This window comes from Dyella halodurans, from assembly GCF_026283925.1.
Taxonomy (GTDB): domain Bacteria; phylum Pseudomonadota; class Gammaproteobacteria; order Xanthomonadales; family Rhodanobacteraceae; genus Dyella; species Dyella halodurans.
Map to the genome: position 1 here is coordinate 64,492 of NZ_JAPDPF010000009.1, position 24,524 is coordinate 89,015.

The 24,524-nt window shown below is 64.1% G+C and carries 21 protein-coding genes; 10 read left to right on the top strand and 11 right to left on the bottom strand.

Translation table 11 applies throughout. The annotated features are described in order from the left end of the window. Positions 1–10 precede the first annotated feature (10 nt). The 5 genes from OUZ49_RS17050 to OUZ49_RS17070 form a co-directional block, all read right to left on the bottom strand. Positions 11–982: a LysR family transcriptional regulator gene (locus tag OUZ49_RS17050; protein WP_266151806.1), complete on the bottom strand. Its 972-nt coding sequence runs from the start codon at positions 980–982 to the stop codon at positions 11–13. 231 nt (positions 983–1,213) lie between these two features. Beyond that, complete coding sequence (locus tag OUZ49_RS17055; RefSeq protein ID WP_266151807.1) at positions 1,214–1,420, bottom strand: tautomerase family protein; 207 nt, start codon at positions 1,418–1,420, stop codon at positions 1,214–1,216. A 119-nt stretch (positions 1,421–1,539) separates the two neighbouring features. Next, a complete protein-coding gene (locus OUZ49_RS17060; RefSeq protein ID WP_266151808.1) occupies positions 1,540–2,616 on the bottom strand; it encodes an NAD(P)H-dependent flavin oxidoreductase in 1,077 nt (358 codons plus the stop codon). A 373-nt stretch (positions 2,617–2,989) separates the two neighbouring features. Then, on the bottom strand, positions 2,990–3,406 hold the full coding sequence (locus tag OUZ49_RS17065; RefSeq protein WP_266151809.1) for a VOC family protein: 417 nt from the start codon (positions 3,404–3,406) through the stop codon (positions 2,990–2,992). A gap of 269 nt (positions 3,407–3,675) precedes the next feature. After that, the gene (locus tag OUZ49_RS17070; protein WP_266151810.1) at positions 3,676–4,020 is read right to left on the bottom strand and encodes a glycine zipper 2TM domain-containing protein; all 345 of its coding nucleotides are present in this window, start codon (positions 4,018–4,020) and stop codon (positions 3,676–3,678) included. Between the two features lie 400 nt (positions 4,021–4,420). Between OUZ49_RS17070 and OUZ49_RS17075 the strand changes: the two genes are divergently transcribed. The 5 genes from OUZ49_RS17075 (at position 4,421) to OUZ49_RS17095 (ending at position 9,355) form a co-directional block, all read left to right on the top strand. Beyond that, complete coding sequence (locus OUZ49_RS17075) at positions 4,421–4,711, top strand: lipid-A-disaccharide synthase N-terminal domain-containing protein (protein WP_266151811.1); 291 nt, start codon at positions 4,421–4,423, stop codon at positions 4,709–4,711. Further along, positions 4,711–4,986, top strand: a complete 276-nt coding sequence (locus OUZ49_RS17080; protein ID WP_266151812.1) for a lipid-A-disaccharide synthase N-terminal domain-containing protein — start codon at positions 4,711–4,713, stop codon at positions 4,984–4,986. The genes OUZ49_RS17075 and OUZ49_RS17080 overlap by 1 nt, the downstream gene beginning before the upstream one ends. A 46-nt stretch (positions 4,987–5,032) precedes the next feature. After that, positions 5,033–6,559 carry an ArnT family glycosyltransferase gene (locus tag OUZ49_RS17085; protein ID WP_266151813.1) on the top strand — a complete coding sequence of 509 codons (1,527 nt, stop codon included), beginning with the start codon at positions 5,033–5,035 and terminating at the stop codon, positions 6,557–6,559. A 37-nt stretch (positions 6,560–6,596) separates the two neighbouring features. Then, entirely contained in the window at positions 6,597–8,498 is a 1,902-nt protein-coding gene (gene asnB / locus OUZ49_RS17090) for an asparagine synthase (glutamine-hydrolyzing) (RefSeq protein ID WP_266151814.1), read from the top strand. A gap of 110 nt (positions 8,499–8,608) precedes the next feature. Beyond that, entirely contained in the window at positions 8,609–9,355 is a 747-nt protein-coding gene (locus OUZ49_RS17095) for a lipid-binding SYLF domain-containing protein (RefSeq protein ID WP_266151815.1), read from the top strand. 205 nt (positions 9,356–9,560) lie between these two features. On the opposite strand, the gene OUZ49_RS17100 is transcribed toward OUZ49_RS17095, so the two are convergent. The 3 genes from OUZ49_RS17100 to OUZ49_RS17110 all read right to left on the bottom strand — a co-directional run bounded on the left by OUZ49_RS17100 (position 9,561) and on the right by OUZ49_RS17110 (position 12,582). Then, entirely contained in the window at positions 9,561–10,055 is a 495-nt protein-coding gene (locus OUZ49_RS17100; RefSeq protein ID WP_266151816.1) for a hypothetical protein, read from the bottom strand. 132 nt (positions 10,056–10,187) lie between these two features. Beyond that, positions 10,188–10,619, bottom strand: coding sequence for a hypothetical protein (locus tag OUZ49_RS17105; protein WP_266151817.1), 432 nt, complete (start codon positions 10,617–10,619; stop codon positions 10,188–10,190). Positions 10,620–10,932: 313 nt separating this feature from the next. Beyond that, entirely contained in the window at positions 10,933–12,582 is a 1,650-nt protein-coding gene (locus OUZ49_RS17110) for a M20/M25/M40 family metallo-hydrolase (protein ID WP_266151818.1), read from the bottom strand. Positions 12,583–13,021: 439 nt separating this feature from the next. Between OUZ49_RS17110 and OUZ49_RS17115 the strand changes: the two genes are divergently transcribed. Next, complete coding sequence (locus tag OUZ49_RS17115; RefSeq protein ID WP_266151819.1) at positions 13,022–15,352, top strand: isoamylase; 2,331 nt, start codon at positions 13,022–13,024, stop codon at positions 15,350–15,352. 64 nt (positions 15,353–15,416) lie between these two features. On the opposite strand, the gene OUZ49_RS17120 is transcribed toward OUZ49_RS17115, so the two are convergent. From OUZ49_RS17120 to OUZ49_RS17130, 3 genes are all read right to left on the bottom strand, one after another. Next, complete coding sequence (locus tag OUZ49_RS17120) at positions 15,417–16,106, bottom strand: Fe2+-dependent dioxygenase (protein ID WP_266151820.1); 690 nt, start codon at positions 16,104–16,106, stop codon at positions 15,417–15,419. Positions 16,107–16,125: 19 nt separating this feature from the next. Beyond that, positions 16,126–18,291, bottom strand: a complete 2,166-nt coding sequence (locus tag OUZ49_RS17125; RefSeq protein WP_266151821.1) for a TonB-dependent receptor — start codon at positions 18,289–18,291, stop codon at positions 16,126–16,128. Between the two features lie 423 nt (positions 18,292–18,714). Next, entirely contained in the window at positions 18,715–19,539 is an 825-nt protein-coding gene (locus OUZ49_RS17130; RefSeq protein ID WP_266151822.1) for a ParB N-terminal domain-containing protein, read from the bottom strand. A 191-nt stretch (positions 19,540–19,730) separates the two neighbouring features. Here OUZ49_RS17130 and OUZ49_RS17135 point away from each other — a divergent pair, with 191 nt between their 5' ends. The 4 genes from OUZ49_RS17135 (at position 19,731) to OUZ49_RS17150 (ending at position 24,471) form a co-directional block, all read left to right on the top strand. Next, positions 19,731–20,195: a nuclear transport factor 2 family protein gene (locus OUZ49_RS17135; RefSeq protein ID WP_266151823.1), complete on the top strand. Its 465-nt coding sequence runs from the start codon at positions 19,731–19,733 to the stop codon at positions 20,193–20,195. 57 nt (positions 20,196–20,252) lie between these two features. Next, the gene (locus tag OUZ49_RS17140) at positions 20,253–21,197 is read left to right on the top strand and encodes a peptidylprolyl isomerase (RefSeq protein WP_266151824.1); all 945 of its coding nucleotides are present in this window, start codon (positions 20,253–20,255) and stop codon (positions 21,195–21,197) included. A gap of 114 nt (positions 21,198–21,311) precedes the next feature. After that, a complete protein-coding gene (locus tag OUZ49_RS17145; RefSeq protein ID WP_266151825.1) occupies positions 21,312–23,468 on the top strand; it encodes an AsmA family protein in 2,157 nt (718 codons plus the stop codon). A 73-nt stretch (positions 23,469–23,541) separates the two neighbouring features. Next, entirely contained in the window at positions 23,542–24,471 is a 930-nt protein-coding gene (locus OUZ49_RS17150) for a DMT family transporter (RefSeq protein ID WP_266151826.1), read from the top strand. The last annotated feature ends 53 nt before the right edge of the window (positions 24,472–24,524 follow it).

Here is a 24,524-nt window from a genome sequence, read left to right on the forward strand (position 1 = left end):
CGAATCCCTGCTAGTCGGCAGACATTCTTCCGCGGCGCGGTGGAATCGGTACTTCGGTTGGCGCCTCCGCCTCCTTCGCCAGGCAAGCGAAACGCGAACGCAGGCGTGGCAGCGCAAAGTCGACGAAGGCGCGGACCTTCGGCACCGACAAGCGTCCATACGGCGACACGATGTGAACGGGAAGTGGCGCAGGTTCCGCATTGGCGAGCACGACGCGCAGCAAACCCTGCTTGATCTCCGACGCCACGTGGTAGGAGAGCAGCCGCGTCACGCCGTGCCCCTCCACTGCCGACGCAATGGCGCCGCGTACGTTGTTGATCACCAGTCGAGGGGTTAAGGCCACGGAACGAGGCACCGACGATCCCTCCAACGGCGGAAAGCTCCACGATTCAAGACCCATATGCGCCATGGCGATGATCTGGTGCTTGCCAAGGTCAGCGGGTTCCTCGATGCGCGGATGCGTCGCCAGATAGCGCGGCGAAGCCACGATCACCCGACGCACTTCACCAATGCGATGGGCCACCAGGGTCGAATCGGCCAGATGGGTGATGCGCAAGGCCAGGTCCATGCCTTCGTCAATCAGGTTCACTGCACGTTCCAGCATGTGCAGTCGAACGTTGACGGTGGGGTATTCGTCCATGAAGGCATCGACGATGGGCCGAAGAATCTGCACGCCGGCAAACACCGTCGCGGTGATGGTCAAGGTTCCACGAGGCACGGAACGCTCGCCCGCCGCGCTGCGGTCTGCTTCCTCCAGGTCCATCAGCAGTTTGCGGCAGGCCGTGGCATAGCGCTCGCCCGCCTCGCTCAACTTGATGGAACGTGTCGTCCGGTGCAGCAGCGGCACGCCGACATGATCTTCAAGAAAGGCAATCGCCCTGCTCACCGCTGCCGGCGATCGCCCGGTCTTGCGACTGGCGCCTGCGAGACTCCCTTCATCCAACGCCGCGACGAAGACTTTCATGGCATCTATGCGATCCATATACATTCCTAGCGGGTGCGCGATGGAGAACGGAGCCTGGAAAGTGTCCTACGGCCCTGCAAATTCGCCTAGCCATGGCCGACTCCCTGAAGTTCGACGTATCGTGCTCGCGAACCGGCATGCTGACAAACCCGGCCACGGCACCCCGTCCATGGCATGGCACCGGCCAGCCTCCCGTTGCGAGCGCCCGGACGGAAGGTAATCTTGACTACACGGGGATTTGCCCGGCGCTCAGGCGTCCGACCGAATGTCCGGGACAGCGGCGAGATGATCGTTGTTCTCCACGAGGTGATGACCGGCACCATCGTGGATGATCAACACGACCTGGTCGCGTGGCTCGCCGGTGAGCTTGCTGACTGCGTCGATCAAGCCGGCAGCAAGCGCCGGCAAGCGTTCGTCGGATCGCCAGCTACGCAGGTCGATCGTGAGTATGGCCAAGGTGGCCTCCAGGGTGGAAACGAGAGTCACCAGGCGCACTGGCGGCGTGGCGAGCCCAGCGCAGCCGTCGTGCATCGGGCCGGAGTGACGCCTTCTTCACGGCAGCCGCGTGCACCCGTTCAGGCCAGGGCGCGGTCCAGTTCGCCCTCGAGCGTCTGCATGAGCACCTGCGAGGACATGGAACGCGCCAACGGCGCAGCCTGGCCCGCCCAATGCGCGCCATAACCGGCATCGCCCGCCGCGCGCCCAGCGGCGTTCAGCGCCTTGCCGGCGTCGTAGGTGATCGGGTAAGCGGGAACGACATCGTCGGCCACGCCCGCGCCAAAGCGTGTGAAACGATTGGCCAGGCTCCGCGCGGGCCGCCCTGAAATCACCCGCGTCATCACCGTCGCATAAGCGGCCTCACTCGCCAGGGTCTTTCGATAGCCCGCATCCGCCAGCGACTCGTCGGTGGCCACAAACGCGGTGCCCAGTTGCGCGGCGCTGGCGCCCAGCGCGAGCACGGCGGCAATGCCGGCGCCATCCATGATGCCGCCGGCCGCAATCACCGGGACGTGCACGCTTTGCGTCAGCAGCCGGGTCAACGCAAGCGTACCCAAACGAGGGTCCTCCGCGTCAGGATCGAATACACCTCGGTGTCCGCCCGCCTCATAACCCTGGGCCACGACGACATCGATGCCTGCGTCTTCAATAGACCGCGCTTCTTGAACTTGGGTGGCCGTCGCCAGCAGCACGATGCCAGCGCCATGCAAGGCGGCGATCTGGTCCGGCCTGGGCAAGCCAAAATGGAAGCTCACCACGTGCGGCCGTTCTTCGAGCAGCATGGCAAGCATGTCCTCATCGACCAGGAAGGATGTGTAGATCTCCTTCAGCACCGACGGGGGCGACGCGCCTACCCCTTCGAATTCGGGGCCCAGTCGCCGTAGCCAGGCGGCCTGCTTGGCCGCGTCGGCCTGTGCCGGGCGATGGACAAAGAGATTCACATTGAGCGGCCCGTCACTCAGCCGGCGAAATGCCCTGATCGCCTGACGCGCCTGGTCCGCCGTCATGGCGCCCAGGCCAAGCGAACCGAGGCCACCGGCGTTGCTCACCGCGGCGGCCATGGCGGGCGAGGAAACGCCTGCCATCGGGGCCTGGATGATCGGCAGCTTGATGCCGAGCAGACCGAGTAGAGACGAAGGGACGCGAGTCGCCATTAGCTTTCACTCCTGCCGTACTGCCGCCAAGCCGTCTCGAAGATAACCAGGCGGCATGCCCGAAGAACCGTGTTGACGACTGAGTGCCCAGCAACCATTGCCACTTCGGCGCGAGCACTCATCCATCCGCCCACTTGCGCCGACTCTCAGTATCACCTGCTGTCCAACCTGACTCGCTCAGGTCGCACGACTCGTCTCCCGTGGGCGACTATCCTCCCGGAACCGAGCTTGCGAGAGCGCAACGCAATGTACGCTGGGCCCGTCGCGCAACGAAAGACCTGCCCAGCGGCAATCAGTATTCCGCCAATCGAAAGAATCGCTTCGAGTTCATCAGAGTGCCTGCGCTCGCCCCAACTTCGCGCCACACGACCCGTCATGCCGACGGGGTGTAGACAAATTCCACGCGTACTCCGCCGGGTTCGCGCACCATGCAGTGAACCCTCGGCCCCTTGCCCACCGGTTCGGGAGCAAACTCGGCCACCACGCCTGGCCAGGCCGATACGCGCGCAAAAAGCTCGCCAAGCGCCTCCTCACTCGGGGCCTTCAAGGCGACGTGATGCAGCCCAATGTTTCTCCGCCGATCGAACGCCGTATAGCCTTCGGATGCGTCGACTTGCCAGAGGGTCAGGCGGCTGGTCCCGTCGGATACGAACACGGCTGGATAAGCAGGATTCTCGCCAACGACGGTCCAACCAAGGCAATCCACGAAGAAGCGGCGAGAGAGTTCAAGGTCGGCCACGGTCAAACCGACGTGATCGATGCCCTTGGTGAGCGCGTCAGGATGTTGCATGTTTGGCTTTCCGTCGTCCTGGGGGAGCCAGCAAGGTTAATCGATAACGATGCCATGCGCGGGGAGCTGGGGTTCGCTGATCGAAGGCGAGCGCATCGGCCGCAGCACGCCGATGTTCGCTTGCGCCAACTGTGTGTGAGGTCTCCTTGCCACGCTTAGTGCAGGTGCGTCGTCGATGCGTTTGGACGTCCGTTCTCCGCTCACCGCAGCGCTTCCGTCAAGAGCAGCAGCGCGACCTGCTCAGGACAAGGTCCACGATGAGCGGCTCATCATTGCTGCACCTCACGACAACGGCGTTCCGTTGTAACCGTCGCGTTATTGTTCTGGTTGTTCCGCTGCACCTGATTGCCGACGACGCCACCGGCCACAGCGCCGCCCACCGTCGCCAGGGTCCTGCCCCGGCCGCCGCCAATCTGATTGCCGACGACGCCACCCGCCACGGCGCCGATGGCCGTGCCAGTAATACGGTTGGGATCATTGGTATTCGTCTGCCTCACCTGCACGTCTTCACAAACGACGCGCGTATTCGGAGACGCACTGCTCTGTGCCTGGGCCTGGCCGGCAAGAGCCGTGGCAAGCGCCAAGGCGAACGCACTGATCGCAAGCTTTTTCATGGGCGTCTCCAAGAGTCTGTCTCCTGCATACGCCCGAGTACGTGATGGCGAAGTTAACTCCGGCCTACCTCACTCAGGCTTAGTTTTGCCTTAGCTCGATAGCGCCTGCGACCCTGTCCACCCGCGCCTCGGCCCGGTGGCGCGGCGAGCAATTATTGTTGCGTGCGTTGCCCAAAAAGCCCCTTGGCCTCGCTATGCTCTGACAACTCCCAACCGGTCGCGATAGCCACCATGCCAGAACGTGTTTCCGCTACTCGACGGTTCATTGCTGTAGCACTTTTATCTCCCCGTGAAGGTCTGGCGAAGATCCACGTCGTCGACGTCGCGCCAGTCGCGAGAGCTTCGGCGCCGAATGGTGCCTTGATGGCCTGCCCCCCTGGCCCTGCTCGGGGAGGTGTGTATGGAAGGCTCTAGCAGCCACTGGCTGGTCGTTGGATTGACCGGGCAGACCATCTTTTCCGCGCGCTTCCTGCTGCAGTGGATCTACAGCGAGATCAAGCGCCAGAGCGCCATACCCATGATCTTCTGGTACGCCAGCATTGTTGGCGGCGCCACGCTGCTTGGCTATGCCATCCACAAGCAGGACCCCGTGTTCATTGTTGGACAAACGGGAGGCGTTCTCATCTACCTGAGGAATCTTCAGCTGCGCCTGCGCGAAAACCGGCAGCAACGCCATGAGGCCCTGAACTGATGCATATCGACAGCCAATCATTGTGGATTGCCGCGGGACTGGTGGGCCAGGCGCTCTTCGGCGCCCGATTTCTCGTACAGTGGCTGTATAGCGAGGCGCGCGGCAAAAGCGTCATACCCGGTGCGTTCTGGTACCTGAGTGTCGCGGGCGGGACGATCATTCTCAGCTACGCCATCCATCGGCGGGAGCCGGTTTTCATCATCGGAGAGACCGTGACCTTGCTCGTATTCCTGCGCAACCTGCACATGCTCAGAACGCGCCAGGCGCGGCACTGACCTTCCCATGGCCACTGCGCTACGCCTTGCCTCAAGGAATCCGAACATGCCCCAAAGTGTGCTCAATGAAGGCGGCTGGCGAGGCCTGACCGGGAGTTCGCGACAGCGGCCCCTGCTGTGGCTGATCTTGCTTGGGCTGGTACTCGGTTTCGCCTTCCAGGGCACGCGGGGGCTTTGGAGCCCTGACGAAGGCCGTTACGTGGGCGCCGCGCTGCAGATGCTCGATTCGGGCAACTATCTCGCACCCGCCTACAGCCCCAGCGAGCTGAACTTCTCGAAACCACCGCTCACCTATTGGGTCATTGCAGCATCGCTGCAGGTCTTTGGCCGAAACACCTGGGCGGCGCGAGCCCCTTACGCCGTCTCCTTCGTGCTGACCATGTGGGTGCTCTATGCCATGGGGAAACGGCTGGTGCCGGGGAAGCCGTGGTTGCCGGGCCTGATCTATGGCTGCACGCTGTTCCCGTTCTTTACCGCCAACATCATCAGCACCGATGTATTTCTAACGCTGTTTGAAGGCTTGGCCGTCCTTGGCTTCATACGTTCGATCGTGTTCGACAACGAACGCGATCGACGCCAGGGCGTGACCGTGATGTGGCTGGGCTTTGGCCTGGCCTTCCTCACCAAGGGCCCGCCAGGGCTGCTGCCCCTGCTTGCCATCCTGATCTACGCCGCCAGCCGTGATGGCTGGCGGGGCATGGGTCGCCTGTTCACGCTCGCTGGCATCGCGGCATTTCTGCTGGTCGGCTTTACCTGGTACCTGCTCGCTGCCTGGCGCTATCCCTGGCTGCTGCACTATTTCCTGCATCAGGAGGTGTATGGCCGCATCTTTACCGCGGTGCATCGCCGGCATCCGGGTATCTTCGGTTGGGCCGTGGTCTATCTCCCGGTGCTGATCCTCGGCTCACTGCCATGGTGGCCCGCCCTGACTCGCGCCGTGCGTTCCGGCATTTCCCAGACCCAGTGGAGCGACTGGTATCGCGAGCACGCTATCGAACCGTTCCTGCTGCTGTGGTTTTTGGTTCCTTTCGCGGTGTTCTGTCTTTCGCAGTCACGACTCCCGCTTTACGTGCTGCCGCTGTTTCTGCCGCTGGCGCTGCTGGCAGCACTTCAGCTTCGCGACAGCCTCGACCTGCAGGTACCGCGCCAACGCGTGGTGCTGTGCCTATGGGTGATCGCGCTGGTGGCGGCCAAGGGTGTGGCGGCTTATTCCATGCATCCGGCGGAGGACAATCGCCAGGCGGCGCGCGAAATCGCCGCCATGGCTCCGCTGCAGGACGTCGCCGCCGTCATCGTCATCGTCAATACGGACGCGATGTATGCGATCGAGGAACAGACGCCGTGGGGGCTGCGCCTGTATCTGAACAAGCCGGTGTATGGCGTCGCCTGGCGTGCACCCGAGGGGGCGGCATCGCTCTGCTCGGCGATACGCGACCAGCGCCACGCGCTGGTGATCGTCGATCACACGATTGATGCCTCGACCGTCCAACCTGCCCTGGCCAGCTGCCAGGTACAGGCCATGGACCCGCTCGGCACATGGCGCGGCAACCCGTTGCTGCGGGTCCAGGGCTGATCTCCACTTCACTTCATTTGCTCGAGAATTCTCAACGATGTGCGGAATCGGCGGCATTTTGAATCGAAGCATGGGCGAATCGACTCCCGCGATGGAGTCGAGGACCCGCGCCATGCTTCGGGCGATGGCGCATCGTGGTCCGAATGGAAACGCGGTGTTCTCGAGTCGCGACCTGGTCATGGCCGTCAACCGCCTGGCGATCCGTGGTGTCGACCAGCAGCAGCCGCCGTTGATCGAACATGCGGACGGCGTCGTCGTGGCCTGCAACGGCGAGATCGACAATCACCGCGAACTGCGGCACATGCTCGAGCAATGCGGGCACGTCATCCCCCAGAGCACCGACGTAGCCGTTATTGCACCGCTTTATCTGGAAAAGGGCCTCGCCTTCCTCGAGCACTTGCAAGGGGTGTTCGCCATCGCCTTGTGGGATGCGCGGAATCAGCGGCTGATTCTCGCCAGGGACCGCGCCGGCGAACGCCATCTCTACTACTCGACCTCCGACAGCGCCGTGTATTTCGCCTCGGAGCTGGCGGCCCTGGTGGCTGCCCAGGGCGCCAACGCCCAGCTCGATCCCGCCTCGCTGGCCCACTACCTGCGCTCGGGCTACTGCCCGTCGCCACGCAGCCTGTTGGAAGATCATCGCAAGGTCCGCCCCGGTGAAATGATCGTCATCGAACCGGCAGGCACGCGATATGCGCGCTATTGGACTTCGCCGATTGGCGTCGCCAGGCAGTCCGCGCCCAGCCAGGAAGCCTTCGACCAGATCTTTCGAAACGCCGTGCGGCGACAAAGCGATATCGATGTCGACTACGGCGTTCTGCTAAGCGGCGGCGTCGACTCCGCCCTGATGACGGCGGTTGCGCGCAGCCTGCGCCCGGACAAGAAACTCTCTGCCTACTGCATCCGCTTCGCCGAGGCGTCGTTCGACGAAGGCGGCCATGCCGCGCATATGGCCGCCCACCTCGGTTGCGACTTCGTGCCGGTAACCGTTTCCCCCAACGATGTGCCGGATGGCATTCGCCATCTGGTCTCGACCACGGGCGAACCCCTGGCCGACCCGGCGTGGCTGCCGCTGGCACTGGTGTGCCGACGAGCAGCCCAGGACGTGCGTGTCCTGCTCGCTGGTGAAGGTGCGGATGAGTTGTTCGGCGGTTATCCCACCTACCTGGGCGCGCACCTGGCCAGCCGCTACGCGCGGCTGCCCGGCGTCGTGCGAGCGGGCATCCAGCGCCTGGTCGAACGACTGCCGGTCAGCGACAAGAAGGTCACCGTCTCGTTCCTGCTGAAGCGCTTTGTGCGGGGCCAGGAGCTCGATGGCCTGACCCGCCACCTGCTTTGGACCGCCAGTATTTCGCCCGACTGGCTGCGTCGCCTTGGTGTTGAGCCGCCTATCGACTTCACCGACCACGACCTCGGCGCCGTCGTCGATGCCCTGCAGAACTATGACTTCGGACATTCGCTGCCCGATGCCTTGATGGCCAAGGCGGACCGCGGCGGCATGTGTCATGGCGTGGAGATCAGAGCGCCATTCCTCGATCAGACGGTGATCGAGTTTGCCGCAACCTTGCCGCTGGACGCCCGCGTCCACGGCCTCACCACCAAGGTCTTCCTCAAGGACTACGCCCAGCGCTACCTGCCCCGCTCCGCCGTCACCCAGCGCAAGCGTGGCCTTTCCGTACCGCTCTCGCAATGGCTTCGCGGCCCGTTGTACAACTGGGCGAGGTCACGACTGGCCAGTCGCGCGCTCGCCGGCGCCGGCATCGATACCGATGCAGCGCAGGCACTGATGACGGAACATTGCTCGCGTTCCAACGACCACGCCCGTGCGATCTGGACCCTCATCGTGCTCAGCGAATGGCTGGAATGGCTTGCGCGCACGCGTGCAACGGCGGGCGACGAGGTCCGCGTTCCGCCGGAACATCAATTAATGGCGGTCTGAGCCGCGCCGCCCCTCTCTCCGCCTCGACGCGGCGCGCCTGTTCTCCGCAAAACTACGTAGTGCGGGCAGGTACTTTTTCGCTGGTGCTCGGGACTCCACGGGTTTCTACTTTGCAGCGAGGCGCGCTGGCATGCGCTTGCCCGTCCGGCCTGCGTCCCATCCGGGCGACTGCAGATGGACGGACGCGCCATTCTCCAGCGGCCACCGGTCAATCGTCAGGTTGCCACGCTCCTTCACCGATCTTTCGCCCAGAGGAAGTCGACGCCATGTTCAAGCAAATCAAATTTGCTGCCTTGGTCCCTATCCTTTTCATGGTGGCGGCCTCCTCTTCCATTGCTGCATCGCCCTTGCTCGGCGCGCCCCAGGCTTCGTCCAAGGACCAGGCGAAAGATGCGAAGCTGAGGAACGACAGTTTTGCCGCATTGAATTCACTGTACGCATCGGAGCCAAAGGCCAAGGAGTTCGCCAAGAAATCCAAGGCCATCCTGGTCTTCCCGAATATCCTCAAGGCCGGCTTCATGGTCGGCGGACAAGGGGGTGACGGGGTACTGATCGAGGGTGGCAAGGTGGTGGGCACGTTCAACCTCTCGGCGGCCTCGTTTGGATTTCAGGCAGGCGCGCAGTCGTTCGCGCAAGTGATGTTCTTCACCACCAACGACGCGATCGCCTACCTCGACAAGAGCGATGGCTGGTCGGTCGGCGTGGGGCCCAGCATCGTCGTGGTCGACCAGGGCCTGGCCAAGACGGCGACGACCCAGACGCTTAGCTCGGATGTGTACGTATTCATTTTCGGGCAACGCGGGCTGATGGCCGGCGCGGGCGTGCAAGGCCAAAAAATCACCAGGATCAGAAACTAGGGCGGGTCATCATGCGTTCGCGTGCTGCCTGTGCCAGCCAGTGCGCCTCGCTTGTAGCGCCGTTTGCTTTCGAGGTGCGCGTCGCAAGGGCGGGTGCCCGGAGCTCGCGGCGCGAACGCCCAGCGCAGAGGCTCGCCAGCATGGGCGTTTGAACCAGAGCGCTGCTGCGGGCCACAGCGACATCCTGATCGCGCAGCCTCAAACGCTAGTGATCAGTCTGGATGACCGATGCAGCGACGACGGGATCGACGGGAATATTCGCCTCGATCCAGCTGGCAATGAACGCCTCCAGCGCCACGCGCGGCGGAACCTCGACACCGGCCTCTCGCACAAACGCCATGGCGGCCTTGATGAACGCCTGCCTCGACACGCTGGAAGCCTGTCGAGCCGCCGCCTGCCGCTGTCGCAGCTGGACGATGTGGGGTGATGGTTGGCCGGGCTTGGCGAATTTCTGGTAACGACGCAGCTCGGCAGCCACCAACTCGCTATCGAGCGATGCCTGCCACACCGCCTTCTGCGCCTTCAACAGCTGGATCAGGCAGCCGGCGGCCTTGGTCGGCGAACCCGTACCATCCGCAGCCAGCAGCATGCCACTCAGGGCCGGCGGCAGCGACGGGGTCGCCAGCAAGGGTTCGCCCTCGCCGAGATGCTCCAGCTGGCTGAGAAAGTCTGCGTGAGGAAAGGCTTTGATGGTGGCCATGATCAACCTGCATGGGGAGCGCAAACGACGAGTCTTTCACAGGCACGTCGCCAACGCCTCCCCGGCTCACCGTTTCGCACCGAGCTGCCCATGATTGGGGAGGCCTCGCCCTCCCCAACCGTGCCATGTACCTCAGGGATTGCTCGCCCTGGCCGCCAGGTCGCTGGCCGTCAATGGCCCGATCGACACGGTGTCCGTATGCGACGCGATGAATTCGCGAAATTCGAGCGATGCCTTCAAGCCGACAGCCAGCCCTTTGGCCTTGGCTGCGTCGTCCTCTTTCTTCTGTTGCGCGTCGGTCAGATCCGGAGCGATGGCGAGGTAGTCCCAGGAATCGCCCTGAAAATGCGCGTACCATTGCGCGCGTGGCAAGCCCAGCTGCTGATCGAGGGCATCCCGTTCGGCCATCCATTTGAGAAACGCCACGTGCTTGCCTGGTGCGACGCGATAGAGCGAAATCACCGCGCGGCCGGGCTCCTTCGTCGATGCGCCACCCTGCGCCACCACCATCGGCGCAGCCAGGGCCAGGCCAATGAACAGACATTTGCTGATCAAGCGATACATGGAATTCTCCTCGCGAATTCGTGTGCCAGAAGGCCGGTACGAACGACAACCAGGGAGCGCCGGTGTCACTCTCAAGCGGGGCGGGCTACACCAAACGAAGAGATTGCTAGGTCAAGCTACACCCGCACTCGGGCGCTGCGCAACAGCAGCGCTGGAGCGGGCACGGCGAAGCCAAGGCAGTGGTTGCGGCGACGAGGAAGCCGGGCCGCGTGCTGGGCCCGCACTGGCCTGCATGTAGACCACCGCTCGATGGGGATGCGCGCAAGGCGCGGACGCGATGGTCTTCGCGCCCGCGCTGGCCACCATGGGCCGTTTAGTTGGCCTTCTGTCCGCCGGGATGGGAGACGAAGCGAGGCGGCGTGGACCCGTCGGCGAATTGCCAAGCGCTGAGATAGGCGAGCTTGAGGATCTTCGCCATCTTCGGATAGTCGATCTTGTCGGCGGTATCGCTGGGATGGTGGTAATCCGGATGGAAGCCGGTGAACCACCAGAACGCCGGCACGTTGTGCAGCACGAACGGAAACTGATCGGAACGGAAGAACACGTTGAGTGCGTATTCGTGGTCGAAGCGATCGTCCAGCACCAGGCCGACCTGCTCGTTCTGTTTGGCCACGGTGCGCTGGTAGTCGGGGCTGTACGCCGCGCCAATCAGGTTGAGGCGGTTGCTGGTATCGGCCGGCACCTGGATCAAGCCGTCGGTCTGCGGACTGGGCTTTTCATCGCGACCAATCATGTCGAAATTGATCATCGCCCGCGTGGTATCCAGCGGACGCAGCGGATGCGCCGCCAGATAGTAGGCGCCGAGCAGGCCACGCTCCTCCGCCGCAAACACCGCGAACAGGATCGAGCGCCTGGGCTTGAGCGGATTCGCGGCAAACGTCCGCGCCAGGGTCACCACGCCGACCGTGCCCGATGCGTTGTCATCGGCGCCGTGCCAGATCTTGCCGTCACTCTCGCCATCGTGGTCGTGATGCGCGCTGATGATGATCGTTTCCGGCGCCAGCTTGGGATCACTCCCCTCGACCATGCCCACCACGTTCCACGTCGTCGCCTCGCGACGCGCGCTGTTGTGCAGGTGCAGGTTGATGGCCGTATCCGGCAAGGCCATCGAGTGCGACTTGAGGTCCTGGTCGATGGCGTTTTGCAAGGCGACGGGCGTGCTTCCGCTGGTTGCCAGCAGCTCGCTGGAGACGTCGGCCGAAATCAGCATGCTCGGTATATGCAGCGGGTTATCCACCAGCGCCTGCGAGGGAATCGGATTCGCGGCGTGCTCGGCGTGATGGCCGATGCGCGCGCGGATCTCCTGCGCCGAGGGATGGTTGTGGTTCGGCTCCGGCGCGATCAACACGGCAACGGCGCCATGTTCCTGCGCGTTGAGCACCTTGACGTAACCCGTGGCATAACGCGTGTTGCCGGTGCCATTGAAGATCGAATGGGCATCCGTCTCCTGCGGCTCGTGATCGAACACCACCACCACCTTGCCCTTGACGTCGAGACCGGCGTAATCGTCGTAACCCAGTTCCGGCGCGGTAATGCCGTAGCCGGCAAACACTACCGGTGCGTCGACATCGCGATCCTCAGGGTAGGCACCCGACACGTCGGGATTCTTCCAGTCCGTGTTCTTCCCTGCACGCTTCAAGGTGAGCCGGGTGGCCTCGGCATCGGGCCGATATTCCACCAGCGGCACGGCCAGCAGATAGCTGGGATGTCCTTGCGCATCGGTGGCAATGGGCTTGAGCCCGGCCTTGGCGAACTCCGACGCGACCCACTGGGCGGCAGCATCGTCGCCGGGCTGCAGCGATAGCCGTCCCTGCAACGCATCAGAGGCAAGAAAGCCGATGTCGGCTCGCAGGTCGCTCTCGCGTATCTGTGCGAGACCGGGCTGCTGGCTGGAAGGCGCAGCGGCAAGCGCCGCGGCGGACACGCTCGCGGCAAGCGCTAGGGCAACGATGGCTCGTGGCATGGGTACTCCTGAATAGCGCGGACGTCCGGATGTCCGCAAGTGGGGCCAATGAGGGTGCCATGCCGGCGTCGCCGCGGCAAACGAGTCGAGCCTTACCTGCGATGACGCCTCTTTGCGCGCACCACCCCACCCACGTCCGCGCGCCCTTGCGCGCCTGGCTGCCCGTGCACTGGCCAAGGAAGGTGACGCCATGTGATCGCCGGCGCAATGAATACGTATGCAGACGCTGGTTGCTGCATTGCGATGCTACCTACGATGCGACGCACACTCCGCTGCCCGGCTGGTTCCGGATCAGGCAGCGCTCCAAGGACGCTGGCCTTCGTGTCGCGAAGGCCACGGCAGCTCGTTGCACCCAACATCCCTGCGCCATGGACTGCGCACCCGCACGTCGACTCTGTGGCACCTGATCATCAACGAAGCAGGATGGAGGCAGACCCGCATGAAGTGCTCGAAGATACTCGCCGCCTTGTTGGTAGGCGCAAGCCTCGCCATCGCACCGATGATGCCCGCACGCGCGGCCATCAACAGCATGGGACTTGGCGCCAGCTATAACGCGCAGAAGACCAGCATCACGTTCCAGGTCTATTCCTCGCAAGCCACGCGTATCGTGCTGTATCTCTATGCGAGCGGTTACGGTGCGCAGGAATCGACGACCTATGTGCTCAGCCCGGCCGGCAACGGCGTGTGGTCCGTCACCGTGCCGGTGTCCGCCATCCAGGCCGCCGGCATCACCGGATCGGTTTACTACGGCTATCGCGCCTGGGGCCCGAACTGGCCGTACAACGCAAGCTGGGGCAAGGGCTCGCAGGCGGGCTTCGTTTCCGATGTGGACGCCAACGGCAATCGCTTCAATCCGAATAAGCTGCTGCTGGATCCCTACGCGCTGGAAGTCAGCCAGGACCCGCTGAACACCTCGAACCAGAACGGCAATGTGTTCGCCTCCGGCGCCAGCTACCGCAATATCGACAGCGGCACCTATGCACCCAAGGGCATCGTGCTGGCGCCGAGCGGACAGAGCACCGGCACCAAGCCGACGCGCGCGCAGAAAGACGATGTCATCTATGAGGTGAACGTACGCGGCTTCACCAAGCAGGATCCGAGCATTCCCACCGCTTACCAGGGCACGTATTACGGCGCCGGCCTCAAGGCGAGTTATCTGGCCAGCCTCGGCGTCACCGCGGTGGAGTTCCTGCCCGTGCAGGAAACCCAGAATGACGCGAACGACGTGGTGGCGAACTCGGATGCGAACCAGAACTACTGGGGCTATATGACCGAGGACTACTTCGCCCCCGACCGCCACTATGCGTACAACAAGGCGCCTGGCGGCCCCACGGCGGAGTTCCAGGCGATGGTGCAGGCGTTCCACAATGCCGGCATCAAGGTCTACATGGACGTGGTCTACAACCACACCGCCGAAGGCGGCACCTGGACCAGCAGCGACCCCACTACGGCCACCATCTACTCGTGGCGCGGTCTCGACAACACCACTTACTACGAGCTCACCTCGGGCAACCAGTATTTCTACGACAACACCGGCGTCGGCGCGAATTTCAACACCTACAACACCGTCGCGCAGAACCTGATCGTCGATTCGCTCGCTTATTGGGCGAACACCATGGGCGTCGACGGCTATCGTTTCGATCTCGCCTCGGTGCTCGGCAATAGCTGCTTGAACGGCAGCGCGGTGGCCGCCGCGCCGAATTGCCCGAATGGCGGTTACAACTTCGACGCCGCGGATTCGAACGTGGCGATCAATCGCATCCTGCGCGAGTTCACCGTGCGCCCGGCAGCGGGCGGCACGGGCCTGGACCTGTTCGCCGAGCCATGGGCGATCGGCGGCAACTCCTACCAGCTTGGTAGTTTTCCGGTGGGCTGGTCGGAATGGAACGGCGTGTTCCGTGACAGCTTCCGCCAGGCGCAGAACGAACTGGGCAATATGACGATCTCGATCGGCCAGGATGCGACGAACTTCTCCGGCTCCTCCAACCTGTTCCAGGCCAGCGGCCGTTCGCCGTGGAATTCGACGAACTTCATCGATGTGCACGATGGCATGACGCTCAACGACGTCTATGCCTGCAATGGCGCCAGCAACGCCCAGGCCTGGCCCTACGGCCCGTCCGACGGCGGCACCAGCACGAACTACAGTTGGGACCAGGGCATGTCGGCCGGCACGGGCACGGCGCTGGACCAGCGGCGTGCGGCGCGCACGGGCATGGCCTTCGAAATGCTGTCTGCGGGAACCCCGTTGATGCAGGGCGGCGACGAACACCTGCGCACGCTCCAGTGCAACAACAACGCCTACAACCTCGACTCGAGCGCGAACTGGCTCAACTACAGCTGGACCACCGACCAGTCGAACTTCTACAACTTCGCCCAGCGCTTGATCGCGTTCCGCAAGGCGCACCCTGCCCTGCGCCCGGCCAGCTGGTACAGCAGCAGCCAGGTGGTGTGGTACCAACCGAGCGGCGCCGTCGCCACCAGCAGCTACTGGAGCAACACCAGCAACTATGCGATCGCCTACACCATCAACGGGCCCTCGCTTGGCGACGCCAACTCGATGTACATCGCCTATAACGGCTGGTCCGGCAGCGTCACCTTCACCTTGCCGGCGCCGCCCTCAGGCACGAGCTGGTATCGCGTGACCGATACATGCAACTGGAACGACGGTGCGAACACCTTCGTCACGCCCGGCAACGAGGCCGCTATCGGCGGTGCCGGCACTACCTATAGCCAGTGCGGCCAGTCCTTGCTGCTGCTGATCTCGAAGTAAGCGGTGCAGGCCGTCATCTCCGCCATCGCGGAGATGACGGCGGCGGCCGGCGGCCATCGCTCGGCTAGGCCACGTCCGACCACATGCGCATCAGGTTGTGATAGCAGCCGGTCAGTTCCACCCGTGCGGCGGGATCGCCATCGGTGGCGTTGAGCCGCTGAATGCTGCGATCCAGGTCGAACAGCAAGGCACGCTGCTCGTTATTGCGCACCATGCTTTGCACCCAGAAGAAACAGGCCAGGCGCGCGCCCCGCGTCACCGGCGTCACCTGGTGCAGGCTGCTGGCCGGGTAAACGATCATGTCGCCTGCGGCGAGCTTGACCGACTGCGTGCCGTAGACATCCTCGATCTGCAATTCGCCGCCGTCGTAGCTTTGCGGATCGGCCAGGAACAGCGTGGCCGAGAGATCGGTGCGCAGCCTGTCCTGGCTACCCGGCACCAGGCGCACCGACCCGTCGACATGGCTGCCAAAGTGCATGCCGCCTTCGTAGCGATTGAACATCGGCGGGTACACCCGCTGAGGCAAGGTCGCACTGATGAACAACGGATGCCGTTCCAGCACGGCCAGCACGATGCCGCCCAACTCCCTGGCCATCGGCGTGTCTTCGGCAAGCTGCAGGTTGCGCTTGACCTGGGCGCCCTGGTGGCCGGCGGTGGCGCGCCCATCCACCCAGGGCGCCTCGGCGCTGTCCAGCCGCTGCCGGAACAGCTTCAGCTGTTCGCCATCGAGGACGCCTGGAATCACTACCAGCATGGCCATCGCTCCCTTGCGATCAAAGCCGATACGTCACGGTCAGCAGTTCGGTGGCGCCCAGGCCTGGGATCGAGCGGCCGCCGTCGGACTGGATGACCCCGACGAAATACTTCTTGTCGGTGAAGTTGAGCATGTTCAGGCGAATATCGTACTTCGGCTGATGGTACGCGACGGTGGCGTCCCAACGCGTATAGCCGCCCACGCTGACCAGGTTGTTGTTGGCCGCATAGCGCAGCGACTGATAGGTCGCGCCGCCCCCCACCTCCCAATGCTTGGAGACATTGTAGGTGTTCCAGACCGTACCGCTGTTGCGCGGCGTATTGGCCAGCACGTTGCCCTGGGTACCGTCCAACGCCTTGACGATGTCCGAATTGAGGTGCGTATAGCCCGAGAAGATCTGCCACTGCTCGGTCACCCGGCCGGTGGCACCCAGCTCGAAGCCGCGCACGCGCACGGTGCCTTCGAGTTCGTATTCGCCGGTTGAAGTCTGGGTGCGGGCATTGGTCTTGGTCACCTGGAACGCAGCCGCATTCAGCAGCAGGCGGTCATCGACAAAATCCCATTTGCCGCCCGCCTCGTAGGAACGGTTCTTCTCCGGCTGCAACGCCTGCGTGCCATTGGTGACGGTGAGCGTTTCCAGCGACGGGTCGAACGAGGTGCCGTAGGAAACGTAGTACGACTGTTCGTGGGTGGGCTGGAAGATCAGGCCGCTGCGCACGCTGGTGAAGTAGACGGTCTGATCGGCGTTGGCCGGCAGCGAGACGGTGTTGGTAAGGTCGGCAGCGAAGCGGTCGCGACGCAGGCCCGCCACCAGCTGCCACTGTTCGTTGAAATGCACCGTGTCGTTTGCGTACAGGCCGACCGTATCGGCGCTGCCCAGCGCATGGTTGCCGAGGCTGGTGGTGACATTGGCCGGCTGGGCCTGCACGCCCGGATCGAGCAGCGACACCAGCGGCAGGTTGTTGCGCGTATAGCCCTGGTTGTCGTAGTTGTCGTGGCCCAGCTCGAGGCCGGTGATGAGCTCATGATGCACGCTGCCGGTATCGAAGTTCGCCATCAGGTCGGTCTGGCTGTCGAACGAGCGGTCGTGGATCACGCGATCATGGCTGGCCAGCTGCACCAGCAAGTCCTGCAAAGGCAGGTCGGTGGGATTGCCGGCGGTTTTGTTGAGCGTCACGCCGGTATTGGTCACCACCGAGTTCGGCGCCGTCTCGCGCGCGTCCACTTTATAGGTGCTGTACTGCAACTGGCTGCGCAACTGCAGGTCGTCGTTGAAATGGTGATCCAGGCGCGCGCTGAACGCGTTGATTGTCTGCGTGGTGCGGTCGGTGGTGAAGCCGTAGTAATTGGCGTGGCTGACCGCGGCGGGACGACCATTGACCGGCGGCAGGCCGTAGTCGGGCTGATCGATATTGCGCTGGATCAGCGCTGACAAGGTGATCTCGGTGGGCGTGCCGATGCCGAAGCGCAACGAGGGCGCGATGCCACCGTCGTGATTGGAAACCACGTCGCGCGTGGAATGGATGTCCTGCGCAAAGACGTTCAGGCGCGCCGCGGAGGTCGCCGAGAGCGGCGTGTTGAAGTCGCCGCTTAGCCGATAGTGGTCCTGGCTGCCGACGGTGGCCGATATTTCGTCCAACGGCTGCAGCTCCGGCACCTTGCTGACCTGGTTGATCACGCCACCGGTCGAGCCACGCCCGAACAGCATCGAGGACGGCCCCTTCAACACCTCGACCGCGGCAAGATCGAAGGTATCGCGGTAGTACTGGCCACGATCACGAAAGCCGTCGAGGTAGATGTCCGTGCGCGCGCTGAAGCCGCGCAGATTGATGTTGTCGCCGATGGTGCCGCCTTCGGCCGCGGTGATGGTGATGCCCGGCACGTTGCGTAGCGCATCGGCCAGCGAGGTGGCGCCCTGCGCATTGAGCAGGTCGCGATTGATCACCACCACCGACTGCGGAATATCGCGCAGCGCGGTCGGCACCTTGGCGCCAATCGACGAGGCATCGGTGTCGTAGCTGTTGCCGATGACGCTGCCGGTGACGTGGACGGCACCCAGTGTCTTCGTCGCGTTGTCCGAACCCGCCGGATCCGGCGGCGTGGTCGACTGCGCCCAGGCCGAGAGGGGCAGAACGAGGGCGGCGGCCAGGGCTGCATGCAGGGGATGGGTTCGCAGGTTCGGCATGTGTGGTTTCGATGTGTCGATAAGACGTTCGGGGTCACCCCTCGCCTGCTCTGCCAGCCAGTGCGAAAGTAGCGAGACAACAACTGCAAATAAGAATGGTTGTCATTATCAGCATCAGTTATGCCATTGTGAAGCGCAATATTTTGCGTTCGCGCGTGCCTCTTCCTGGCCAAAGCCAGGGGTGCCAAGACCTGCGCCTGTCAGCACATTGGGGCGAGTCGCTAACCACCAGAGCGCGGACTTCCCTCTGCACATGCCAGCAGGGACGGAGTCCGGTGACGTGGCGCAAAGACCCGCGCCAGCAGCAAGCGTCCGTGCCGGCATAGGCCGGCACGGCGTGGGAAAGGATGGAAGGCGCGGTTCAAGCCCCAGGAGAGTGAGGGCTCAGCGCAGGCACCTGCGTTGAGCCCCCACGCCTGGGGTTTAAGCAACGTCGCCCTGCAGCAACGACAACTGCCTGCGCAAGGCCTCGTTTTCCGAAGTCAGCTCGGCCACACGCCGGCGCAACATCGCCAGCTCGCCTGGGTCGGCCTCCTCCGCCGCGTCCTGCGTGGCCGGCTCCTTCGGTGGCTTGCGACGTGCATCGCGCACGCGCTTGGCCGCTTGTTTCAGCTCATCGCTGCCGCCGATGGCGGCGGCGCGCTGCTCGTCCTCGGGCAGGCTGGCGACCGCCGCCGCCGCATTGATCGACAGCGTGCCCGACTTCACCGCGGCCACCACTTCAGGGGCGGCCTGCTTCTGGATCTTCTCGATCAATACCACCTGACTGTTGCTCAGGCGCGCCTCACGCGCGATCGCCTGGCGACTCGGCAACGGCGCAGGCGGCGCGGCAAGCGCAGGGGATGCGTCGGAGGTGGCTTCGTCTGTCGCAGCTTCCGCCTCGTCGCTTGCCGTTGGCGCCCGCGCCTCCTGCACGCGTGACTGACGCTCCGCCAGGATTTCCCGCTTGCGCAAGGCCAGCACGCCACGCTGGAAATCGGACACGCTACGCCGCCCCAGATGCTGCTCGATCATCCACAAATGCACATCGTCCATGGACTGGAAACGCGTGTTCTGCACGGTCTGGAACGGCAGATCGTGCTTGCGGCAGATGCCATAGCGATTGTGTCCGTCCACCAGGACATCGCCCCACAGCACCAGCGCATCGCGGCAGCCTTCGGCCAGCAGGCTGCGCTCCAGCGCCTCGTGCTCGTCCGCCGTCAGCGGGTCGATATAGGCCTTCAGTTCTTCGTTAACGACGATATCCATGGGTACTACCGGGCGCACAAAACGGGGGCGGCATTGTAGAGAAGCCGCGCCGGCTTTGCCCGTCTGCGCGTACGGCCTGCCTGCCGTGGCCGTGGGCAGCGGCCCAAACGGATATAGACTGGTCCGAGGTCACGCCCGCATCAGCGGCCACTAACTCCCGCGTGGCCAGCCCTTACCCAAGAGGCACCCGCATGAGCCGACCACCACTCCCCCCGTTCACGCTCGAAAGCGCCACCCAGAAAGTGCGCCTGGCGGAAGATGCATGGAATACCCGCAACCCAGCGCAGGTGGCCCAGGCCTATACGCCGGACAGCCACTGGCGCAACCGCAGCCAGTTCCTGCAAGGCCGTGAAAGCATCGAGGCGTTTCTTACGCTCAAGTGGCAACGCGAGCTCGACTATCGCCTGATCAAGGAACTCTGGGCGTTCCGGGAAAACCGCATCGCCGTCCGCTTCGCCTATGAATGGCACGACGACAGCGGGCAGTGGTATCGCAGCTACGGCAACGAGAACTGGGAGTTCGAAGACTCCGGCTTGATGAGTCGACGCATCGCCAGCATCAACGATGCGCCGATCGCGGCCGAGGCGCGGAAATACCACTGGCCACACGGGCGTCGCCCCGACGACCACCCGTCGCTATCGGACCTCGGCTTCTAGGGCCTCACCGGCGGCCGACTCTGCTAACTTGCGATCTTTCCGTCCCGGGGGATCTCCATGCCGCAGCGTCACCCTCTCGCGCTTGCCCTTGCGCTCGCCATCGCCGCGTTCGCCGTCAACGTGGCGGCGGACGAGGCCACGCCGGCGCATACGCCCAGCGCCAAGGAACTGCTGGCGAAGTCGAAGCCGCAGGAATGGCGCGTACCCGATCCGCAGAACCTGCTGGTGATGCAGCTGCCGCAAGGCAAGGTGGTGATCGAGCTGGCGCCGGATTTCACGCCGCTGCATGTCGCCAATATCCGCACCATGGCGCACGAGCACTATTACGACAACCTCGCCATCGTTCGCGTGCACGACAACTTCGTCACCCAGTGGGGCGATCCCGCCAGTGACGACAACGGCAACAACAGCAAGCTCAAGTCGCTGGGCTCGGCCAGGTCCACTTTGCCGCCCGAATACACCCGCCCGTTCGATGCCAAGCTCCCGTTCACTGCCCTGCCCGATGGCGACGTCTATGCGCCGGAAGTGGGCTTCTCCGAAGGCTTTCCGGTGGCGCGCAACAAGGCGACCGGACAGGAGTGGCTGACCCACTGCTACGGCATGGTGGGCGTGGGACGCGACAACGATCCGCAGAGTGGCAGCGGCAGCGAGTTGTATGCGGTGATTGGCCAGGCGCCGCGTGGACTGGATCGCAACCTCGCCGTGGTCGGTCGTGTGCTGCAAGGCATGGAGTTCCTGTCAGGCCTGCCGCGCGGCACCGGTCCGCTGGGTTTCTACGAACAGCCATCGCAGCATGTGACGATAAGCTCGGCGCGCTTGATGTCCGACCTGCCCGAGGCGCAGCGTACCAAGGTCGAAGTGCTGCGCACCGACAGCGCCACCTTTGCCGCCCTGGTCGAAGCCAAACGCAATCGCCACGACGACTTCTACCAATTCCCGGCCGGCAAGGTCGACCTGTGCAGCATCGCCATCCCCGTTCGCGAGGCCAGCACCTCCCGCTGATGTGCGTGAACACCGTCTAAGCGCCCGCGCTTGTAACGACACATTCTTCATTCCCGCCTCGCCACGATGGCAGGTGGGTATCAAGGCCATGCGCGAGCATGGCGGGAGTGCGGTGTGCGGCGCGGCTGGAAGCTAGGGTGGTTGATGGTCGGCGGCGTCGCGGCGCTGATCATCGTGCTGCTTGTCGTGATCACCACGTTCGACTGGAATCGGCTCAAGCCGCGCATCAATGCGCAAGTCAGCGAGACCATCGGGCGCCCCTTCGCGATCCATGGCGATCTCAGCGTGCGCTGGCGACGCGCCACCGACGAAGGCGGCCTGGCGCTGATTCCGTGGCCGGAGTTCATTGCCCGCGACATCACCATCGCCAACCCTGCCTGGGCCAGGCAGGCGACATTCGCCCAGCTCGATGCCGTGCACTTCCGCGTCGCGCCGTGGCCGCTGCTCATGCATCGCATCGACATACCGGTGGTGTACCTGACGCATCCCGTGATCGATCTGGAACGCGACGCGCAAGGCCAGGCGACCTGGGATTTCACCCCGGCAACTGCCACCGCGCCGTCGGCGTGGCAGCTGGACCTGCACGCGATCGGCTTCGATCGTGGGCATATCGCCGTGAATGACGCGATCAACAAGGCCGAGCTGCAGGTCGCCGTGGAATCGCTCCAACACGCGATTCCGTATGAGCAGATCGTCGAGCAGCAATCGTCCGACGCGCGCGAGCAGGCCAGCCGGACCGCCGGCGCGGCGGCGCGCAAGGAGCTCGCCAAGTCAGCCAGCGACAGCAGCGCTCAACCCGCCCACACACGCGCCACCTATCAATTCGCCTGGCAGGCGGACGGGCACTATCAAGGCGTACCCGCGAAGGGCAGCGGCAAGACGGGTGCGGTGCTGGCGCTGGAACAAACCGATGAACCGTTCCCGCTGCAGGCCGATATGCATGTCGGCGACAACCATATCGCCCTGGTGGGAACGCTCACCGATCCGCTCCACCTCGCCGGGCTGGACGTGCGCCTGTGGTTCTCCGGCCGCAGCATGGCCAAGCTCTATCCGCTGATCGGCGTCACCCTGCCCGACACGCCGCCGTATGCCACCGAAGGTCATTTGAGGGCGAACCTGAAGCGCGGCGCCAGTCATTATTCCTATGAGCATTTCCGCGGCCGCGTCGGCGGCAGTGATATTGCCGGCGACCTGGCCTACGACACCGGCGGCGCGCGACCGAAACTGAGCGGCCAGGTGACATCACAGCTGGTGATGCTGTCCGACCTGGCACCGCTGATCGGTGCGGACACCAACACCGACAAACAGCAGCGCGGCGATGCGACGCCGCAACCCACCGACAAGGTCTTGCCGGTCGAGCCGTTCCGCACCGATCGCTGGCGCGCCATGGACGTCGACCTGACGTACAGCGCGGCACGCATCGAACGCGGGGCCGCACTTCCCATCGAAGCGCTCTCCACCCATGTCGTGATGATCGATGGAGTCATGCACCTGGACCCGCTCGCCTTCGGCCTTGCCGGGGGCAAGGTCAATGGCGACCTGCGCCTGGATGGCAGCAGCACGCCCATGCGCGGCGCCACGAAACTCAATGCTCGCCACCTGCAGCTCAAGCAGCTGTTTCCCAACTTCGAGCCGATGCGCACCAGCCTGGGCGAGATCAATGGCGATGCCGCGCTGAATGCACGCGGCAATTCGGTAAGCGACTTGCTCGGCACGGCAAGCGGCGAGGTCAAGCTACTGATGAACGACGGCGCCATCAGCAAGACCCTGCTGGAGACGGCCGGCCTCAATGTGGCCAATATCATCATCGGCAAGCTGTTCGGCGACAAGACGGTGAAGATCAACTGTGCCGCGTCCGATCTCACGGCGAGCAACGGTGTGTTCGAGACCCGCTTGTTCGTCTTCGATACCGAGGATGCCGTGATCAAGATCGATGGCAGCATCAATTTTGCCAATGAACAGCTCGATCTCGATGTCCGCCCGAATTCCAAGGGCCTGCGCATCTTCTCGCTGCGCTCTCCCCTCTATGTCAAAGGCACGCTGAAGAACCCTGACGTGGGCGTGCAACCAGGCCCGGTGATCCTGCGTGGCGGCGGCGCCCTGGCCCTGGGTGTGCTTGCGACACCGGTGGCCGCGCTGCTGCCGCTGGTCGCCACCAGCAAACACGACGAGACCAATAGCTGCGCCGACGTCCTCGAACAAATGCGCGGCCCCTCCAAGAGCCAGCCCGTGCCCGCCAAGGCGACGCCAAAGGCAGCCACTACGCACTGACAGCGCCTGCCGTTCCCGCCGGCCTGGGTGCGACCGCTAGAATGCGGCGTTCCCCTCGCTCCGGCTCGTATTCATGCAACCCGTCACCAAGGCCCGCTGGCAGATCCATTTCTGCGTCCTGCTGTGGGGCTTCACGGCCATTCTCGGCAAGTTGATCACCTTGCCCGCCCTGCCTCTGGTGTGGTGGCGCATGCTGCTGGTGGTGGCGGCGCTGTTGCTGTTTCCGAGCGTGTGGCGCGGCCTGAAGACGATGCCGGCCAGGCTGCGCTGGGCCTACGCCGGCATCGGCGTGCTGGTGTCGCTGCATTGGCTGACGTTCTACGCCGCGATCAAGCTGGCGAACGCCTCGGTGGCGGCAACCTGCATCGCGCTCGGGCCGGTCTTCCTCTCGCTGGTCGAACCATGGATTGCGCGTCGCAAATTCGATCCGCGCGAGTTGCTGATCGGCGTCGCGGTCGTACCCGGCGTGGCGATGGTGGTTGGCGGCGTGCCGGCACAGATGCGTCTGGGTATTGCCGTGGGCGCGCTGTCCGCGCTGCTGGTGGCGTTGTTCGGCTCATTCAACAAGCGACTGGTCGAGCATGCCGATCCGCTCACTGTGACCTGTATCGAGCTGGGCACGGGCACCGTGTTCCTCACCTTGCTGGCCCCGCTATTGCCGCACGTAGGCCCCGCCTTCGTGCTGCCCAGCCCGCACGATGCAGCCTTGCTGATGCTGCTGTCGTTCGGTTGCACCCTGCTGCCGTTTGCGCTGGCCCTGGTCGCCTTGCGCCATATGAGCGCCTTCGGCACGCAGATGGTGACCAATCTGGAGCCCGTTTACGCGATCCTGCTGGCCATCGTCCTGCTTGGCGAGCAACGCCAGCTGGATGGCTGGTTCTACGCGGGCGTCGCTGTCATCCTGGCTGCCGTGTTCATCCATCCGCTGCTCAGCCGCCAACAGGCGGCTCCCTCCCAGCCCGAGTTGCTGGGCACGTCCGAAAGCCACGGCATCGTCGAATAGCCCCCAAGCCCGCACGACTGCGGCTAAAGTACGCCGGAACGAGCAGTCGGGTT

Excerpts from the sequence above, each read along its gene's own strand:
- OUZ49_RS17050 (WP_266151806.1), bottom strand. The coding sequence starts at position 982 with ATGGATCGCATAGATGCCATGAAAGTCTTCGTCGCGGCGTTGGATGAA.
- OUZ49_RS17060 (WP_266151808.1), bottom strand. The coding sequence starts at position 2,616 with ATGGCGACTCGCGTCCCTTCGTCTCTACTCGGTCTGCTCGGCATCAAG.
- OUZ49_RS17065 (WP_266151809.1), bottom strand. The coding sequence starts at position 3,406 with ATGCAACATCCTGACGCGCTCACCAAGGGCATCGATCACGTCGGTTTG.
- OUZ49_RS17070 (WP_266151810.1), bottom strand. The coding sequence starts at position 4,020 with ATGAAAAAGCTTGCGATCAGTGCGTTCGCCTTGGCGCTTGCCACGGCT.
- OUZ49_RS17075 (WP_266151811.1), top strand. The coding sequence starts at position 4,421 with ATGGAAGGCTCTAGCAGCCACTGGCTGGTCGTTGGATTGACCGGGCAG.
- OUZ49_RS17080 (WP_266151812.1), top strand. The coding sequence starts at position 4,711 with ATGCATATCGACAGCCAATCATTGTGGATTGCCGCGGGACTGGTGGGC.
- OUZ49_RS17085 (WP_266151813.1), top strand. The coding sequence starts at position 5,033 with ATGCCCCAAAGTGTGCTCAATGAAGGCGGCTGGCGAGGCCTGACCGGG.
- asnB (WP_266151814.1), top strand. The coding sequence starts at position 6,597 with ATGTGCGGAATCGGCGGCATTTTGAATCGAAGCATGGGCGAATCGACT.
- OUZ49_RS17100 (WP_266151816.1), bottom strand. The coding sequence starts at position 10,055 with ATGGCCACCATCAAAGCCTTTCCTCACGCAGACTTTCTCAGCCAGCTG.
- OUZ49_RS17105 (WP_266151817.1), bottom strand. The coding sequence starts at position 10,619 with ATGTATCGCTTGATCAGCAAATGTCTGTTCATTGGCCTGGCCCTGGCT.
- OUZ49_RS17110 (WP_266151818.1), bottom strand. The coding sequence starts at position 12,582 with ATGCCACGAGCCATCGTTGCCCTAGCGCTTGCCGCGAGCGTGTCCGCC.
- OUZ49_RS17115 (WP_266151819.1), top strand. The coding sequence starts at position 13,022 with ATGAAGTGCTCGAAGATACTCGCCGCCTTGTTGGTAGGCGCAAGCCTC.
- OUZ49_RS17120 (WP_266151820.1), bottom strand. The coding sequence starts at position 16,106 with ATGCTGGTAGTGATTCCAGGCGTCCTCGATGGCGAACAGCTGAAGCTG.
- OUZ49_RS17125 (WP_266151821.1), bottom strand. The coding sequence starts at position 18,291 with ATGCCGAACCTGCGAACCCATCCCCTGCATGCAGCCCTGGCCGCCGCC.
- OUZ49_RS17130 (WP_266151822.1), bottom strand. The coding sequence starts at position 19,539 with ATGGATATCGTCGTTAACGAAGAACTGAAGGCCTATATCGACCCGCTG.
- OUZ49_RS17135 (WP_266151823.1), top strand. The coding sequence starts at position 19,731 with ATGAGCCGACCACCACTCCCCCCGTTCACGCTCGAAAGCGCCACCCAG.
- OUZ49_RS17140 (WP_266151824.1), top strand. The coding sequence starts at position 20,253 with ATGCCGCAGCGTCACCCTCTCGCGCTTGCCCTTGCGCTCGCCATCGCC.
- OUZ49_RS17150 (WP_266151826.1), top strand. The coding sequence starts at position 23,542 with ATGCAACCCGTCACCAAGGCCCGCTGGCAGATCCATTTCTGCGTCCTG.